This window comes from Curtobacterium sp. MCPF17_001, from assembly GCF_003234615.1.
GTDB lineage: Bacteria > Actinomycetota > Actinomycetes > Actinomycetales > Microbacteriaceae > Curtobacterium.
Genome location: NZ_QKSL01000005.1, coordinates 84,149 through 100,058 on the forward strand (window position 1 = coordinate 84,149; position 15,910 = coordinate 100,058).

Annotated in this window: 17 protein-coding genes; all 17 read right to left on the bottom strand. The window is 69.0% G+C overall.

What is annotated here, in order from left to right:
* Positions 1–695 precede the first annotated feature (695 nt).
* The 17 genes from DEJ24_RS06545 to fliS all read right to left on the bottom strand — a co-directional run bounded on the left by DEJ24_RS06545 (position 696) and on the right by fliS (position 15,893).
* Positions 696–2,252 carry an SIR2 family protein gene (locus tag DEJ24_RS06545; protein WP_111077824.1) on the bottom strand — a complete coding sequence of 519 codons (1,557 nt, stop codon included), beginning with the start codon at positions 2,250–2,252 and terminating at the stop codon, positions 696–698.
* Positions 2,161–3,342, bottom strand: coding sequence for a hypothetical protein (locus tag DEJ24_RS16555; RefSeq protein WP_146242524.1), 1,182 nt, complete (start codon positions 3,340–3,342; stop codon positions 2,161–2,163). Before DEJ24_RS16555 ends, DEJ24_RS06545 begins: the two co-directional genes overlap by 92 nt.
* 2 nt (positions 3,343–3,344) lie before the next feature.
* On the bottom strand, positions 3,345–4,640 hold the full coding sequence (locus tag DEJ24_RS06550; RefSeq protein ID WP_146245946.1) for a site-specific integrase: 1,296 nt from the start codon (positions 4,638–4,640) through the stop codon (positions 3,345–3,347).
* Between the two features lie 186 nt (positions 4,641–4,826).
* Complete coding sequence (locus DEJ24_RS06555) at positions 4,827–6,002, bottom strand: flagellar hook protein FlgE (RefSeq protein ID WP_111077826.1); 1,176 nt, start codon at positions 6,000–6,002, stop codon at positions 4,827–4,829.
* A gap of 43 nt (positions 6,003–6,045) precedes the next feature.
* Positions 6,046–6,486 (bottom strand): flagellar hook assembly protein FlgD, encoded by a 441-nt coding sequence (locus DEJ24_RS06560; RefSeq protein ID WP_110902389.1) that lies wholly within the window; start codon positions 6,484–6,486, stop codon positions 6,046–6,048.
* Between the two features lie 28 nt (positions 6,487–6,514).
* Positions 6,515–8,026, bottom strand: a complete 1,512-nt coding sequence (locus DEJ24_RS06565; protein ID WP_111077827.1) for a flagellar hook-length control protein FliK — start codon at positions 8,024–8,026, stop codon at positions 6,515–6,517.
* The gene (locus tag DEJ24_RS17305; RefSeq protein WP_111077828.1) at positions 8,023–8,781 is read right to left on the bottom strand and encodes a C40 family peptidase; all 759 of its coding nucleotides are present in this window, start codon (positions 8,779–8,781) and stop codon (positions 8,023–8,025) included. Before DEJ24_RS17305 ends, DEJ24_RS06565 begins: the two co-directional genes overlap by 4 nt.
* Positions 8,778–9,203: a flagellar FliJ family protein gene (locus DEJ24_RS06575; RefSeq protein WP_110902392.1), complete on the bottom strand. Its 426-nt coding sequence runs from the start codon at positions 9,201–9,203 to the stop codon at positions 8,778–8,780. Before DEJ24_RS06575 ends, DEJ24_RS17305 begins: the two co-directional genes overlap by 4 nt.
* On the bottom strand, positions 9,203–10,561 hold the full coding sequence (locus DEJ24_RS06580; protein WP_258374749.1) for a FliI/YscN family ATPase: 1,359 nt from the start codon (positions 10,559–10,561) through the stop codon (positions 9,203–9,205). The genes DEJ24_RS06575 and DEJ24_RS06580 overlap by 1 nt, the downstream gene beginning before the upstream one ends.
* Positions 10,558–11,181 (bottom strand): hypothetical protein, encoded by a 624-nt coding sequence (locus DEJ24_RS06585; protein ID WP_110902393.1) that lies wholly within the window; start codon positions 11,179–11,181, stop codon positions 10,558–10,560. Before DEJ24_RS06585 ends, DEJ24_RS06580 begins: the two co-directional genes overlap by 4 nt.
* Entirely contained in the window at positions 11,174–12,211 is a 1,038-nt protein-coding gene (gene fliG / locus DEJ24_RS06590; protein WP_111077829.1) for a flagellar motor switch protein FliG, read from the bottom strand. The genes DEJ24_RS06585 and fliG overlap by 8 nt, the downstream gene beginning before the upstream one ends.
* A complete protein-coding gene (fliF, locus tag DEJ24_RS06595) occupies positions 12,208–13,884 on the bottom strand; it encodes a flagellar basal-body MS-ring/collar protein FliF (protein ID WP_111077830.1) in 1,677 nt (558 codons plus the stop codon). Before fliF ends, fliG begins: the two co-directional genes overlap by 4 nt.
* Complete coding sequence (gene fliE / locus DEJ24_RS06600; RefSeq protein ID WP_181421458.1) at positions 13,884–14,216, bottom strand: flagellar hook-basal body complex protein FliE; 333 nt, start codon at positions 14,214–14,216, stop codon at positions 13,884–13,886. The genes fliF and fliE overlap by 1 nt, the downstream gene beginning before the upstream one ends.
* Positions 14,216–14,611, bottom strand: coding sequence for a flagellar basal body rod protein FlgC (locus DEJ24_RS06605; RefSeq protein WP_258368647.1), 396 nt, complete (start codon positions 14,609–14,611; stop codon positions 14,216–14,218). Before DEJ24_RS06605 ends, fliE begins: the two co-directional genes overlap by 1 nt.
* Positions 14,608–14,952: a flagellar basal body protein gene (locus DEJ24_RS06610; RefSeq protein WP_110902396.1), complete on the bottom strand. Its 345-nt coding sequence runs from the start codon at positions 14,950–14,952 to the stop codon at positions 14,608–14,610. Before DEJ24_RS06610 ends, DEJ24_RS06605 begins: the two co-directional genes overlap by 4 nt.
* 157 nt (positions 14,953–15,109) lie before the next feature.
* On the bottom strand, positions 15,110–15,421 hold the full coding sequence (locus tag DEJ24_RS06615) for a hypothetical protein (RefSeq protein ID WP_146245947.1): 312 nt from the start codon (positions 15,419–15,421) through the stop codon (positions 15,110–15,112).
* Positions 15,411–15,893, bottom strand: a complete 483-nt coding sequence (fliS, locus tag DEJ24_RS06620) for a flagellar export chaperone FliS (protein WP_111077832.1) — start codon at positions 15,891–15,893, stop codon at positions 15,411–15,413. The genes DEJ24_RS06615 and fliS overlap by 11 nt, the downstream gene beginning before the upstream one ends.
* Between the last annotated feature and the right edge of the window lie 17 nt (positions 15,894–15,910).

Genomic DNA, 15,910 nt, shown 5'->3' on the forward strand with positions numbered 1-15,910 from the left:
TTCGCCTATCCGTTCCGTCCACGGGCAAGGTTGCGGCCAGGTTCTTTTAGCTCCTAGGCAATGGGCAGCGTGAGGGTCCCCGGGCGCTGCGACGTGGAAGCTCAGGGAGGCACGGGGTTACCTAGCCGGGTGCACCACCTGCAATTCGGCGCTCCTCGACGTCCGTCGTGTCGGCGATACGCATCACCCGCTGCTCCCAGCTCTCGCGAGGCCTATCAGAGTCGGTCATGTTGTGACGTCGGTAGCGGTCCGCAAAGCTACTGAAGGCTGTCCGTAAGCCGGTTGGCTAACGGACGCGCGGGAACGCCAGTGGCAGGCTCGGCTCATGAAAGTTCCGGGCTGGCTCGCGGCACTCCTCCTGGGTCCGATCGCTTTCGTGATCGGTGTTGTCCTGCAGCTCACCGGCACTCCGCACATCGGCCTCGCAGTATCGATGGTCCGCGTGATGGTCGCAGTCGTGGGCGGCCTGTGCCGTCCCCGAGGCTCGCACTAAAACGACCGGCTCGTGCGCGTGGTCCCCGTAGCTCACGACCTGGCCGTCGTCCGATGGCCGATTGTGAACCGAGTCCACGACTGCTCAGTCTTGATCAGTCTCCGTGCGATTAGCTTCGCACAGCGTCGACGGGCGTGCCGGCCGAGGGTCTCGCGCAACAGGAGCTCGACAGTCGCAAAGACCGTGAACGATATGCACCCGACTATGCAGTTGGAGCCGTGCGGTTTGCAAGAAAATCATAGAAGCACACGCATTTCACCCATTGAGTCGCATCCGTGACCTTGCCCTCGTCCAGCAGGTCCCAGTGTTCCACGAGGAAGTTTCTGAGAACGTCAATATCGACGTCATCCGGTTCAAGGTTCGGGATGACGAGAAGTGTGTCCGTGAGGCGAGCGTCTGTTATCAGTGCGGCGAGGTCGCTGTGCTTCGCCCGAATCCGGGCTGCACGTTCGGCGAAGTACCCCTTATTGCGCGGCGGTCCAATGCCAAGCCTGGCCTTTGCACGCACCGATTTCGGCACGTCTGCATCGTCGTGGAGGTTTCCCTCGGCAGTGAGAAAGCCTGCACCGCGTAGGTACTTGAACACTGGGGCATGCGTTCGTGGTGGGCCAACTATCGGCAGCACCTCGCGAACAATCTCCAGGTAGTCAGCCGGGTCGAGCGTGGAATGCAGGACGTCGTCGAGCAGATCTCGGCGCTTTAGTCCGATAAGCCCCTTACCACTGATGCGATCCGATTCCCCAAGTCTCTTTTGCACTCCGACACCAATGACGACGTCGATTTCGCTGATGTCGGTGTCCGACTCGAGGTCAGCAACCATCACCGTCGCGGAGGGCTCGCTCGTGCGCACCAGTTCGTATACTTCTTCCCTCAAGTGGCGCAGGACTCGCGCCGGGAAACGCCGCTTTAGCTGGCTAAGGACGCGGAATACCGTGAGATAGTCCGGAACCGTGGCGTATCGAACAGGCACCACAGTGGACCCAACATCAAAGTTTCCGAAGGCGAGCGTAGCTTCAGCGCCCGGTCGCCAGTTCACAAAGATCAAGCGGTCGGCAAGGCGGTCTAGGTTATCGGCGGTGAGAACCGATGCAATGCTGGTCACAATCTGGCGAACGTTGTCATCGGACATCGAATAGCCCAAAAAGATGATGGGGTGTTCCACGAATATCGAGAGCAACTTCGCCGCAAGGTATGGGTTTCGCTCATCGAACTTGTCGTAGTCAGCGGCCGTTAGAACCAAGCTCTCTGGGTCAATCGCGCTGCCGTGGATCTTATAGATCTCTGCAACGCCAAACGGATCTTTGAAGAGGAGTTGATCCTGACCGACATAGGTAGTGAAGTCCGGGAAGACATACTCGAGGGCGGTGTCATAGTTTGTGGTTATGATGCCCTCGACGACCGCCACGCGCAGGGCCTCAAGTTCATCGTTGAGGGGGCCGTCTTTCGGCAGGTCTGGCGTTATATCATCAAACTTCTGAGCCACCTCGATCTTGAGCGGCGACAGGCGGGTGGCCGGAGATGGGTACTTCGAGCGACTGCTCGCGAACGCGTCTGATTCCCACCAGATGTCGCGGAAGTCTTCCCCGATAAGACTGGCGACGGTGGGAAGGTGTCCGTTCGCATCCGAGGCATAACGCTCGTACGGGCGGCCGATCGTGTCAGCAAAATCACGGAGGAGCCCCGTCCAGTCTGGAGTGTTCGCATAGCGACGGCTGGCCAATGATCCGCTGCCCGGAGCTTCTTCCGCGGTTTGCGGCACCCTTCCTCAGCTTGCGAAAACTGATGGAATCCGGGAGATCGCGCCGATCAGCCGCAGCTGCGACTTGCGACGACCACCACTTGCCGATAGGTGCATGGTCAAGCACTCCGTCAGCTCCGGTCGGGATGAAAAGCAGACGGTCGAAGTCGAAAGAGTGTTGGCGGAACGCACGGTCGACGCTCGTGGCTGCAGTGACGAAGTCAAGGAGTCCGACGAAACTGAAGAGTCCACCCGCCGGCGCTGGTGTTCGAATAACTTGATTGTTGCGTGCCTTGACGCCGGTCGCGAATCCAGCTATCTCGCTCGATCGCTCGACGGAATCGGAGGTGAATGATCGGATGATCCCCAGGTTGGGTCCGAGATTGTCGAGGGTGGCGAGCAGGATCATCGCTGGGACGAGTTCGTCCTCGGTGGTCGCAAATCTCTTCGGGAGCGCCGTTTCTTGCGGGGCGAGGTCAGACGCGTCGAGTTGTAGCCAGTCTTGTGGCAGGCTTCCGTATGCGTCCTGGACTGCTCTTCGGTAGCGCTGGAACCAGGCGGCCACCTGGTCCTTCATCATGGCTTCGATGGCGTCCACGACGTCCGGCGAGTAGCCGGTTACCGCTGGCTTTGTGACGGGAATCGTGTAGCTGAACAGGGCTTCCGAAAGCGCTGCTCCGTTCGGATGCCACCGTTCCAATGCGCCACACACACATCGGCGCAAGTTCCGGCGGTCGCCATGATTCTTAGCGGCGCCGTTGATTGCGCTCCAGAGGACGGATACATCCAGTGTCGCATCACTTAGACTTATGGATCCTGTCTCTCGCGAAAGTATCGACAGAAACCTCCCGGCCCGGTTTGCCAGGGTTAGCACCGTCTGTGAGGATGTCCACGTGCCGCCATGCAAGTGAATTGACATCAGCAGATGCTCAGTGAGCTGATCCCCCGCATCGTTCAGGCGAAGTTGCTTGATCAGGATCGGATCCCGTGACCCGCTGACGATGAGGCGAACATCCCCGCTCGAGGTCCTCGTGGCTTCTGTGATGAAGTTGGGGTTGACTCCGCGTTGGTCGGTGTTTCGCGCTCTGAGGTAGGCGCGGTCGTTGTCCATCCTCATTGCTGTTCCCGCCCGAGGAACGCATTGATCGAGTATTGGCTGGCCATCAGTCCGACTTGTTGGATGTAGAGCTGTGTCGTTCTCGCGTTGATGTGGCCGAGGCCGGTTGCTGCCATCTTCACAGCGCTTTGGATGTTGACGCGATGCGGTTTGCCGTCGAGGTCTCGACCAGCGCTGGTCGGGACTCCAAAGTAGAAGAGCGCTGCGAGGTGCGTTGCGTAGGTTCCCCGGAGGTCGTGGGTGGTGACGTGGGGGAAGACGGTCCCGGCTTGTTCAGCGCGGTCCTCGGCTTCAGCGGATACGGTGCTGACGATCTCCTCGGCCGAGCGTTCGCTCAGCGGGCGCCCTCGATGCACTGTCAGGAAGATCATCGCTGGTTCGTTGGTTTCTGTGACGAGTCGCCGTCGGTCCTCTGCTGTCATCGTGTTGAAGCTTCTCCGATTGCCGTCCGTGTCAACGATGCCGCGGAACGTTGCGGTCGGCCCGGTTGCCACCCGGATCGGGTTCTTTGGAGGCGTCCACCGGTCGAGTTGGTGTCGTCGTGCCCCCGTTTCCGGATTGATGAATCTGCGGACACGGTCGAGGTGTCGTCGTATGGCGGGCAGGACTACTTCTGCGGCAGGAAGGCGGATCTCGATGAGGTCGCCTTCAGTTGGCTTGCGATTGCGTGGGGTGGGTCGAGGGGACGCCGGAATCTCATAGGTGAGAAGGTGAGCGAGGGTGTCGGCTCGAGCGCCGCAAGCGAGTCCGAGTGAGATGAAGGCTGCGTCGCGGGCTGCTGTGTAGTTCTGGCCGTTGTTGCGTGTGGTCGCGGCTGCGAGGAGTTCGGCGATTTGCGGCGGTTCGAGGGGTGTTTGGGCGGCACTGGCCTTCGGAATACCTCGTCCTTCACGCATTGAGAGGACTGGACCATTGGGAGTCCGCAATTCGTCGAGTGTGATCGGGAGGGGTATGCCGCGCTCGTCGCGCAGCCATTCGTAGAAGCCGCGGATCGTCGAGCGGTCGGAAGCGATCGTGTTCCCGGACACTCGCCTCGGTCCGGTTGTGCGGGTGCGGATGTAGCCGATGATGTGCGCGTTTGTTGCGCCGCGGATCGACGTGTTTTGCGCAAGGACGTAGTTTAAGAATGCGCGGAGGCTGTCGGCGCGGGTAAGTGCCGTTTTAGTCCTGCGGAGGCCGGAGCGTGCGTCGACCTCGCGGAGCCACGCTGTTGCGTCGTTTTCTATGATCCCGTCGATCGTGATGACGGGCGCGGAGACCGGTGGCAGGTCATGCGGAACGACGCCGAGCACACGTCGAACGATGCTCGGATCCCACGCACCCCCCTTGTGCACGCCAACTCTCGCCACTGGGTGACCTCCCGCTCGGTGAGGCCAGTATGGCCTGCCGAGCGTGCTGGAGACAGGAGTATTCCGGATGAGCACGCAGAAACCCCCCTGCCAGCCCTCAAGCAGGAGACAGGGGGGTTTTCCGGGTTTTCAGCGCTTCAGGTTCGTCAGCTCCTGCAGCACCTCGTCCGAGGTGGTGATGATGCGGGCGTTCGCCTGGAAGCCGCGCTGCGCGACGATCAGGTTGGTGAACTCCTGCGACAGGTCCACGTTCGACATCTCGAGCGTGCCGGCAGCCAGTGAGCCGACGCCCGCGGATCCCGGGACGCCGACGGTGGCGGCCCCGGAGTTCGCGGTCGCGCGGTAGCCCGACGCCCCGGTCTTCTCGAGGCCGGCCGGGTTGGCGAAGGTCGCGAGGGCGATGCGGCCGACGGCGAGCGAGGCACCGTTCGAGAACGTGCCCATCACGGTGCCGTCCTTCGAGATCGAGTAGCTCTTCAGCGACCCGGCCTCGTGCCCGTTCTGCGACGAGATCGACGCCGTGTTGAGCGCGGCGAAGCCCGTCAGCTGCGTCATGTCGACCGAAACGCCGCCGACCTGCAGGGTCGCACCGCGTGTGATCTTGCCGTCGGCGCCGAACGTGACGGTGCCGGTGGCCGAGGCGCCCTGCCCGTTCGAGGCGGCGACGGTCCACCCGGTGTCGGTCTTCGTGTACGCGAGCGACAGGGTGTGCTTCGTGCCGTACTGGTCGTAGACGGTGGCGTCGCGGTTGAGGACATCGCCGGTCTTGGTGTCGGACGGCAGGTTGCCGGTGACGCCAGCAGTGCTGGTCGCGGTGGCGGGGGCGGCGGCCTGCAGCGGCAGCGTGATGTCGCTCATCTGGCCGCCGTCGTTGACGACGCCGTTGGTGGCCGAGTAGCCCTGGACGATCTTGCCGTCCGCGCTGATCAGGCGGCCGTCAGCGTCGAAGTCGAACGCGCCGGCGCGGCTGTACACGGTGTCGTTGCCCAGGCGGGTGACGAAGAAGCCGTCGCCGGAGATCATCAGGTCGGTGGCCTTGCCGGTCGCCTGTGCGGAGCCCTGGGCGAAGTTGGTGGAGACGCCGGCGACCTGCACGCCGAGGCCGATCTGTGCGGGGTTCGTGCCGCCGATGCCGGTCTGGGGGCCGCCGGCACCCTGGGTCATCTGCGACAGGGTGTCCTGGAACACGGTGGTCGACGATTTGAAGCCGACGGTGTTCACGTTCGCGATGTTGTTGCCCGTGACGTCCAGCATTTCCTGGTGCGAGCGGAGGCCGGAGATCCCGGAGTAGAGCGAGCGGAGCATGGTGCGTCCCTTCGTGGACGAGGAGTGTGGGAAGTGGGTGGGGTCAGGAACCGGAGGCGGTGGTGATACCGGAGATCACGTCGAGATCGACTTCCTTCCCGTTCACGGTCACGGTCGGCACGCTCTTCGCGTAGGAGACCGCGGTGGCGGTCCCGGTGACGGCCGCGCCGGAGGCGGCGTCGGTGTAGCTGACCTGCTTCCCGACGAGGTTCGCGGCGGCCATGCGCATCTGCAGCGAGAAGTCCTCGTTGGCCGTCGTGGTCTGGTTGGTGACCTGCTCCATCATCGCGAGCTGCGTCTGCTGGCTGATCATCTGGTTCGTGTCCATCGGCGACGACGGGTCCTGGTTGCGGAGCTGCGTCACGAGGAGCTTCATGAAGACCTCGGAGTCCATCGTCTGCGACCGCGACGAGGTGGGGTTGGCGGCGACTGCTGCGGCGGCCGTGGCGGTGTCCACGGAGCCGGTGATCCCGTCGAGTGGCATGGTTCTCGTTCCTTGTCGTGGTGGCCGGTCAGGCGAGGACGTCGAGTCCCGCGGTGCGGACGGTGGTCGGGGCGGACGGGAGGGCCGTGGCGGGGCCGGTGCGGGCCTCCCGCCCGGTGGGACGAGCGGTGTCATGGCCGGCGCCGTCGCGGCCGGCGGTGTCGGCGGCCGAGCGGTCGCGACCGTCGGCACCCGCGTCCGCCGGGTGGTTCTGCGCCGACAGGTCGAGCGTGGTGCCACCACCGGAGTCACGACGGAGGTCCGGCAGGATCTGCCGCACCGCGTCGCGCCCCGCGTCCGAGGCCGCGAACAACTCGACGTGCATGCCGTGTCCGGTGACGTGGGCTCGGACGGTGACGGGGCCGAGGGCCTCCGGCGTGAGCTGCACGGTCAGGACGTGCTCTCCGGGTCCGGCCTGCGCGAGCGTGAACAGCGGACGCGCCAGCTGCTGCGCCAGCGGTTGCGGCGCGGCAGCGGCGGTGGTCGGGGCGACCGACGCTGCGGTGGTCCCGACGGTTGCGGGAGCCGCGGTCGAGGGGACGGCCAGCACGGCGGGTACGTCGACCGTGCCGGTGCCGGCCGGGAGGCTCGCCCCACCCTGGTCCGCGGCGGCCGCGGTGGCCGGATGGCCAACTGCGGTGGCCGGATTGCCGGCAGCAGCGGCGGTCGCGGTCGCGGTGACGGTCGCGGTCGGAGCAGCCGCGCCCGTGGTCGGGGCGACCGGGTACGGAGCGGCCGTGGGTGAAGCCATCGCGGCGGGCACCGGGGCGGAGACGGAGGACAGGGCGGCGGTGGGCGGCGCCGCGGTGGTGCTCGCGACGGTGTCCGCCGGCACTGCGACTGCCGGCGCCCCGACCGCGGCGGTGGCCGAGGTGTCGTTCACCGACGAGGACGCGGACGAGGACGACGACGAGGACGACGACGGCACCGCTGTCGGGCCCGGAGGAACCGTGCCCACCGGTGCGGCGACCAGCGGCGCAGACGGCAGGACGGGTCCGGGGACAGGCACCGCGACGGTCGGCGCGTTGCCGGTGGCATCGGTGGAGTCCGCCGTCGCCGGTCCGCCGTCGCCGGGAGTGTCGGGCATCGCGGAGGTGTCGGCGACGGCACCGGCGACGCCGGTCCCGACGACACCCGTGCTGACCGCACTGGCGCGGACGAGCACGGCGGCGGCGACGATCGGAACGGCCGTGGCGAGGGTGCCCGCTGCGGGCTGCCCGGTCGAGTCGGAGCCGGTCCGCGCGGCGTCGATCGGCAGGGCAGCGGTGCCGGTCGTCGGCGTCACGGGCCCGGTCTCGGGCGTCGCGGTGACCGGCGTGGTGAGGGTCGCGGGCGTGGCCGACGACGTCGTTGACGACGACGTCGGGGCGTTCACGCTCTGCTCCCCGGCCGGGTCCTGCCGCCCGCGGTCGCGCTCCCCCGCACCGGAGACGGCGGACAGAGCGGCCCCGAAGTCAGCGCCCGAACGGGACTCCGCCGCACGCGGCCGGACGACGGCCGGCACCGGCGTCAGCGGTGCACCCGTCACGAGCGCGCTCACGCGGCGCTCCCGGCGAAGAGCGACTGCAGCGCGGCCATCTGCATGTCGGTGGCGTTCGTGGCGCTGCTCGCACCGGCGGTCCGGGCGACCTGCGCGGCGGAGGTGGCTGCAGCCTCCTGGCCGGACGGCACGATGCGGCGGATGGTGGCGATGTCGGAGTCCTTGTACCAGTTGTCGACGATCCGGACGTCCTTGCCCGGGCGCGGGGCGTGCAGCACCTTGCCGTCGCCGACGTAGATGACGATGTGCTGCTCGCCCTTGGGGATGATGAGGTCGCCGGGCTGCGCCTGCGCCAGGGACGGCACCGCGACGCCCATGTCCGCCTGGTCCGGGACGACCCGCGGCATGGTGACGCCGAGGTCCTTGAAGACGGTCTGCACCAGACCGGAGCAGTCCATGCCGGCGCGCGTCTCGCCGCCGAACACGTACGGGACGCCGAGGTACTTCTCCGCCGCGGCGACGACGGCGCCGCCGGTCGCACCGCTGCCGGTCGCCAGGGTGCCGCGGCCGGCATCGACGGACGTGGCGGGTGCGGCGGTGGCTGCGGCGGCCGCGGTCGTGGCGGCTGCACCGGTGGTCGTGCCGGACCGCGCGCCGGCGCCGGTCTCGGTGGCCAGCGCGTCGGCGAAGGTGGACGCAGCGGCGGAGGAAGCGGCGGCCGACCCGGCGGTGGACGGCGCAGGTGCGCCGCCCTGCAGCGTCTCGATCTGGCTGCGGATCTCGCTGATCCGCGAGAGCACGGCGTCGATGCTCATCGGTGTCCCCCCTCGGTGCGGCGACGCGCCGCGATCTCGTCGAGTGCGTTCTGTTCGGTGCGCAGGTCCTCGGCGGCGACCCGCGTGGTGTGCTGGCCCTCGAGCTTCTCCAGCCCGAGTGCCGAACGGCGTGCGGCGTTGTAGGTCTGCTGTGCACGGTCGACGTCGGCACGGCGGGACCGGACGACGGCGTCGAGCTCCTCGAGCATCCCGCGGGTCGCGGCACGGGCCGAGGCGACGGCGCTGAGCGTCGCCGCGTCGGTGACCGTCGACGGTTCGTCGTCGAGGGTGCGGCGGGCAGCCATCCGGGCGTCGGCAGCCTCGCGGACCCGGCCGTTCGCGTCCGCGAGGGTCGCGGCGGCACGGTCCTGTTCGGCGTGCCGCAGACGCAGGAGCCCGGCGAGCGGGAAGCGGCGGGCCATCAGACGAGCCCCCCGCCGCTGCCGAGGGTGCGGACGAGACCGGCGAGGCGCTCCCACGACCCGGCGGCGGTGACCTGCTCGGCCATGCCCTGGCGGAGGAACGCGTCGATGGCGTCCTGGTGGTCCACGGCGGCGTCGACCAGCGGGTTCGTGCCGCGCTGGTAGGCACCGACGTCGAGCAGGTCCTGCGCGGAACGCCGTGCGGCCATGACCTTCCGGAGCGCGGTCGCGGTGGCGCGCTGCTCGGGCGTCGTCACCTTCGAGGCGACGCGCGAGATCGACCCGAGTGCATCGACGGAGGGGAAGTGCCCGGTGACGGCGAGCTTCCGGTCGAGGACCACGTGGCCGTCGAGGATGCTGCGTGCGGCGTCGGCGATCGGCTCGTTGTGGTCGTCCCCGTCGACCAGGACGGTGTAGATCCCGGTGACGCTGCCGACCCGGTCGGTGCCGGCGCGCTCGAGCAGGCGGGCGAGCACCGAGAACGTCGACGGCGGGTAGCCCCGGGTGGCCGGCGGTTCGCCGACGGACAGGCCGATCTCCCGCTGCGCCATCGCGACGCGGGTCAGCGAGTCCATCATCAGCACGACGTCCTGGCCGGCGTCGCGGAAGGACTCCGCGATGCGGGTCGCGACGAACGCGGCACGCAGGCGCATCAGGGCGGGTTCGTCGGACGTCGACACGACGACGATCGAACGGGCGAGCCCCGCAGGCCCCAGGTCGTCCTCCAGGAACTCCCGGACCTCGCGGCCGCGTTCGCCGACCAGGGCGATCACGTTGACGGCAGCGTCGCTCCCCCGGGCGATCATCGACAGCAGCGAGGACTTGCCGACACCGGAGCCGGCGAAGAGACCCATGCGCTGGCCCCGGCCGACGGTGGTCAGCGTGTCGAGCACACGGACGCCGAGCTGCATCGGGGTGTCGATGCGGGTGCGCGCCATGGCGTTCGGGGTGTCGTGGTCCAGCGGGACCCAGGCGTCTGCCGCGAGCGGCCCGCGGTCGTCGATCGGACGGCCGAGACCGTCGATGACCCGGCCGAACAGCCCGAGGCCGGTCGGCACGAGCACGGGCCGGCCGGTCGAGCGTGCCGGGGTGCCGGCGGTGATCCCGTTCAGGCGGCCGAGGGGCATGCAGCGCACCCCGGATGAGTCCGTGGCGACGACCTCGACCGCGGTCTGGGCCGCGCCATCGCCGCCGACCGTGATGACCTCGCCGACGTGGGCGTCGAGCCCGGCGATCGTCAGGCCGAGGCCGACGGCGCTCGTCACGGTGCCGACCCGCTGCGGCTGCGCAGCACGGATCGCGTCGTCGAGGCCCCGCGGGCGGAGCAGCCCGTGCTCGAGGACGCCGGAAGCGCTCACCGGACGCCCCCGAGGGCAGCGCGAGCACGGTCCAGGGCAGCGTCGATGCGTGCGTCGAGCAGTCCGTCGGGCAGGTCGACCACGGCGTCGCCGTCCCGGAGGGACGCATCCGCCACCACGGGGACCGGCATCGTCAGGTCCGCGACGGCCGCCGCGTCCGCCGGGCTGAGCCGGACCGCCGTCACCACGGGCGCGCTCGCAGCGGCCAGGGCGCGTCGGAGCGTCTCCTCGGCGGCGGCCGGACGTCCGGACACCCCGTCCACGTCGTCAGCCCGGGAGGCCCGCACCGCGTACCCGACGACGGCCTCGGCCAGGTCGACGGCCGCGCTGGCGACCGACTGCTCGGCGTCGGCGAGGACCGGCGCGACCCGGGCCTGGAGCGCCGCGGCGGCACGGTCGAGGACCGCGAGCCGGTCGACGACGAACGCCTCGAGGTCGGACAGTCGCGCGGCGTGCTCGGCATCCATCCGGGCGCGGGCTGCGTCGGTCTCGACCTGGGCGGCACGGAGCCCGGCGGCGTACCCGGCAGCGTGGCCGCGGACGTCCGCGCTCGCGGCACGACGGGCCAGGGCGGCGTCGGTGATCACCGGGAACGCGACCGGGGCGAAGGCGTCAGTCAACGAGCTCGTCCTCCTCGGCGCGGTGGACCGTGATGACGCCCTGGGCCTCGAGCTCGCGGACAGAGCGGACGACCTCGGCGCGGGCCTCCTCGACCTGCGACACCCGGACCGGGCCCATCGACTGCAGTTCGTCGTCGAGCAGTTCGCGGTTGCGCTCGGAGACGTTCGCGCGGATCGTCTCGACGACCGGCGTGGACGCACCCTTCATGGCGGTGGCCAGGATCTTCGAGTCGATGCCGCGGAGCACCTGCTGGATGTCGCGCGACTCGAGCTTCACGATGTCCTCGAAGGTGAGCATCCGCGAACGGATGTCCTCGGCGAGTTCCGGGTCACGAGCCTCCAGACCGTCGAGCACGGCCTTCTCGGTGGCGACGTCCGACCGGTTGATGATCTCGACCAGCGGCGCGATGCCGCCGACGACCTCGACGCTCTCGCGCGGCGAGACGACGGCTCCGGCGCGCGAGCGCAGGACCCCGGCGACGATGCCGACGGACTCGGGCGTGGCGGTGCCCATCGTGGCGAACGCCTGCGCGATGTCGGTGCGGACGCGCTCGTCGAACCCGGCGAGGACGGCGCTCGCCTGGGCGGGCTTCAGGTGCGCGAGCACGAGGGCGATGGTCTGGGGCAGCTCACCCTCGAGCAGGGCGATGACCTGGCCGGGCTCGGCGTCGTCGAGGAACTCGAACGACTGACCGGCCAGGTTCGACGCCAGCCGGTCCATCACACCGGCGGCGCGCTCGGCGCCGAAGGACGCCTCGAGCAGGCCCAGCGCGGTCTCCTTGCCGCCGCGACGGTTCGTGCGGCCGGTGCGGGTGAGGCGGTGGAACTCGCCGAGGGTGCGGTCGACGACCTCGTCGTCGACACGGCGCATCCGGACGATCTCCTGCGAGATCTCCTCAGCCTCCAGCTCGGTGAACTGCTTCATGACCTCGGCGGCCCGCTCGGTGTCCATCTGCATGAGGATGAGCGCGACCTTCTGCGCCCCGGTCAGCGGTCGGTCGGTGCCGGGTGCGGGGACGACGGCGCTCACACCGACGCCCGGTCGTCGAGCAGGCCGCGGAGGAGCTCGGCGGTGCGTTTCGGGTCGCGCTCGGCGAGGGCCGCGATGTCCTGGCGGCGGCGTTCCGCGGTGATCTCGTCCGTGGTGAGGACCTCGGTCGGGGCGTCGTCGTGCGGCAGGGCCTGCAGTGCCACGGTCGGGGCGTCCCCGGCCTCGAGACCGGTGCGGACGTCGGCCGGTTCGACGGCGAGCGGCAGCGGGAACGCCTCACCGAACGCGTCGAGCTCACCGATGTCGACCTGTTCGCGCTGCTGGCGCCGGCTGCGACGTGCCAGGACCACCATCAGGGCGACGAGGGCCAGGACGATCCCGACGACGATCCCGGCGGTGCGGATCGCCGACCAGAGCGCCTCCTGCTGGTCCGCCTGCTGCTGCGCTTCGAGCGCCTTCGCGGCGTCGTCGGCGGCACTGGTGTCGAAGTCCATCATCGCGACCTTGACCTGGTCGCCGCGGGTCGTGTCGACGCCGGCGGCGTTCGCCACCAGGTCGTTGATGCTCTGCAGGTTGACGCCCTGCACGGACTTCGCCTTGGAGTTGAGCGCGACCGAGATCGTCTGGCGGTCCATCGCACCGGCCGGGATCTGCGTCGTCTCGGTGGTCTTGTCGACGGCGTTGTTCTTCGTCGCGGACTGGTTCTCGTACCCGCCGTCGCCGTTCCCGGTGCCCGAGCTGGCGGTGCCGTTCGGGACGGCGATGTTGTCCGGACCGAGGACGCCCGTCGCGCCGGCACCGGCACCGGTGGCCCCGGCGCCGTACTGCTCCTTCGTGGACGACTCGTTGAGCGCCACCGGGCCGGTCGTCGGCGTCGTGTAGGACTCGGTCGTGCGGGTGCCGGAGTTGTCGCTCATGGTCGCGGCGACGACGACGCTGGCGTTGCCGGCACCGAGCGTGGTGTCGAGCAGGTCCTGCACCTTCTTGCTCGTCGCGGCGTCATAGTCGGCGGCCTGGTCGGTGCCGGAGCCGGTCGCGCCGGTGCCGACCGCCGACAGGGTCTGGCCCTTCTGGTCGACCACGGACACGTCGGTCGGCTGCATGCCCTCGACGGCGGCGCTGGTCAGGTGCACGATGGCCTGGACCTGGTCGGTGCCGAGCTGGGAGCCGTTCTTCGTGGCGATGAAGACCGACGCGGTGGGGTCCTTCTCCTCGGACACGAACACGGACTTCTTCGGGATCGCCAGCTGCACGCTCGCGGTCTGCACGCCGTCCATCGCGGAGATCGTCTTGGCGAGCTCGCCCTCGATCGCGCGCTTGTAGGTGACGTCCTGCTGGAACTCGGAGCTCGTCACGCCCATGGTGTCGAGCAGCGAGTAGCCGCCCTCGTTCGACGACGGCAACCCGTTCGAGGCGGCCTTGAGTCGCTCCGTGTAGACCTTCGCCTGCGGGACCAGGATCGTCGCGCCGCCGTCGGTGAGCTGGAAGGGCACGCCGTCGGTGGTGAGCTGGTCGGTGACCGAACTCGCGTCAGCGGCGGCCAGGCCGGTGAACAGCGGCGCGTACGACGGCTTGCCGAGCCAGGACGCGAGCGCGATGCCGCCGAGCACGAGTGCCGCGATGCCGATGACCGCGATGGTCCGCTGTGCGGCGGTGAACCCCTTGACGTACGCGCCGAGTCGGCCGAGCACGTTCTGCATGCCGGCGGGCATCAGGCCTGCATCCGCATGATCTCGTTGAACGCGTCGACGCCCTTGTTCCGGACGGCGGCGACGAGCTCGAGGGTGACCTGCGCACGGGTGGACGCGATGGTGGCGTCGTGGATGTCGTCGAGGTTGCCCGTGACGGCCTTCAGGGCCAGCGTCTTCGAGTCGCTCTGCAGCTGCTGCAGCCCGTCGACGGCGTTGCCGAGGCTGGCGGCGAACCCGTCGCCCCCGGTCCCGGTGACCGCGGACGAACCGAGGTCGCTGCTGGTGCCGGTGACGTTCGTCACGGCGTTCGTCATCGCGTTGGTGGTCACACCGTTCACGGCGTCGATGGGCATCAGTTCTTCCCGATCTGCAGTGCCGCCTCGTAGGCGGTCTTGGCACGGTCGACCACGGCGGCGTTCGCCTGGTAGCCGCGCTGGGCCATGATGAGGTCCGCCATCTGCGTGCCGAGGTCGATGTCCGGCATGCGGACGTAGCCCTCGGGGTTCGCGAGCGGGTTGTCCGGGTCGTAGGTGACCCGGCCGGCGGCGCTGCCGAACGCGGCGCCCTTGACGTAGGCGCCGGAGACGCCGTTGCCCTCCTGGACCTCGACGTAGCGGGCCTGGAACGCGGAGTCGTCCATGGACCGGACGGTGTTGACGTTGGCGATGTTGTCGGAGATCGCGTCGAGCCACTTGCGGTGCACGGTCATGCCGGTGCTCGCGATCCCGATCGCGTCGAAGGTCGTCACGAGTTCGTCCGCATCGCCGCACGGACGCTGGTGAGCTCGGAGTTCATCGCCTGCGTCGCGAACTGGTACCGCAGCACCGTGTCGACGTTCGACAGCGTCTCCTCGTCGAGGTTGACGTTGTTGCCGTTCGTGTTCGTCGGCTCCAGGCTCCGCGCGACCGTCGGCGTGGTGCGGCCGTTCCCGTCGACGATCGACTTCGCGAGCGCGTCCTCGAACTGGACCTTGCCGGCCCGGAAGTCCGTGGTGTTGATGTTCGCGATGTTGTCGGCGATCACGCGCTGACGCATCGACAGGCCGTCGAGTGCGCTCTGCAGCGCGGCAGACGTCACGGAGTCGAACACGGATGGGTCCCCTCGTCGGGCGTCGTCGGGGTGACGTCGCCGTGGCGGTGGTGGCCGATCCGTGGCCGGGTGGTCGAGCGATCCGTGCTCAGAGAGGCCTATCGGCGGCTCCGCTGAGCCGTGTAAGCCGTCGCCCCGAACGGGGGCCGGTGGGGCGTCAGGCGCTCGCGTCGAGGTAGACGGAGGCCTGCGGCGTGCGCGTGGCGTCGACCGCGCGGAGCGCGCCGAGGTGCTCGAGCGTCACGCGGCGGGCGTCCTCGACCGCCGTCATCCGGTCCCGCTGCGCGGCGAGCAGCCGGGAGGCACGACCCACCAGGTCGCGTGGGATCGGTCCCAGCCCGGTCGGCTCGGACCAGGGGGTGCCGTCGCCGGCCGCGGCGGTCACGTCGGCCGCGTCGCGCTCGAGGGTCGCCTCGAGGTCGGCGAGGGCCGCTTCCCAGCGGTCGTGGGTGTCCTGGTCAGGCGACACCGAGCGCCCCACCGGCGGTGTGCTGCGGGGCGACCGGGGCCGCCGGCAACGAGGCAGCGGCGTCGTGCCAGGCCTGGCGGAGCGGGTCGAGGATCCGGATGCAGTCCCGGGTGGCCTGGACGTCACGGTGGACGTTCGCGGTGATGAGCGACATCGACGCGTAGTTGTACACGGCGAGCAGTCCCTCGCCGCCGTCCCACACGTCGATCTTCAGCGTCGAGGACAGCTCCCCGACGATGGCCTGCGCGTGCAGGAGCTGCTCGCGGGCGGCGTCCCAGTCCGCGGCGACCTGGGCGGTCTCGGCACGGTGCAGGTCGAGCAGCAGGCGGTCGTACAGCATCGTGACGAGCTGCGCGGGCGTCGCCGACAGCACGGCCTCGTTCGTGTACTGGGCGCGGCGCTGGTCGGTGACGGACCGGGGCTGCGCGGCCTGCCGGAAGGCGGCGGCGCCGCTGAGGTCGAAGGCGTTCATGACGGTTCTCCTGCGGC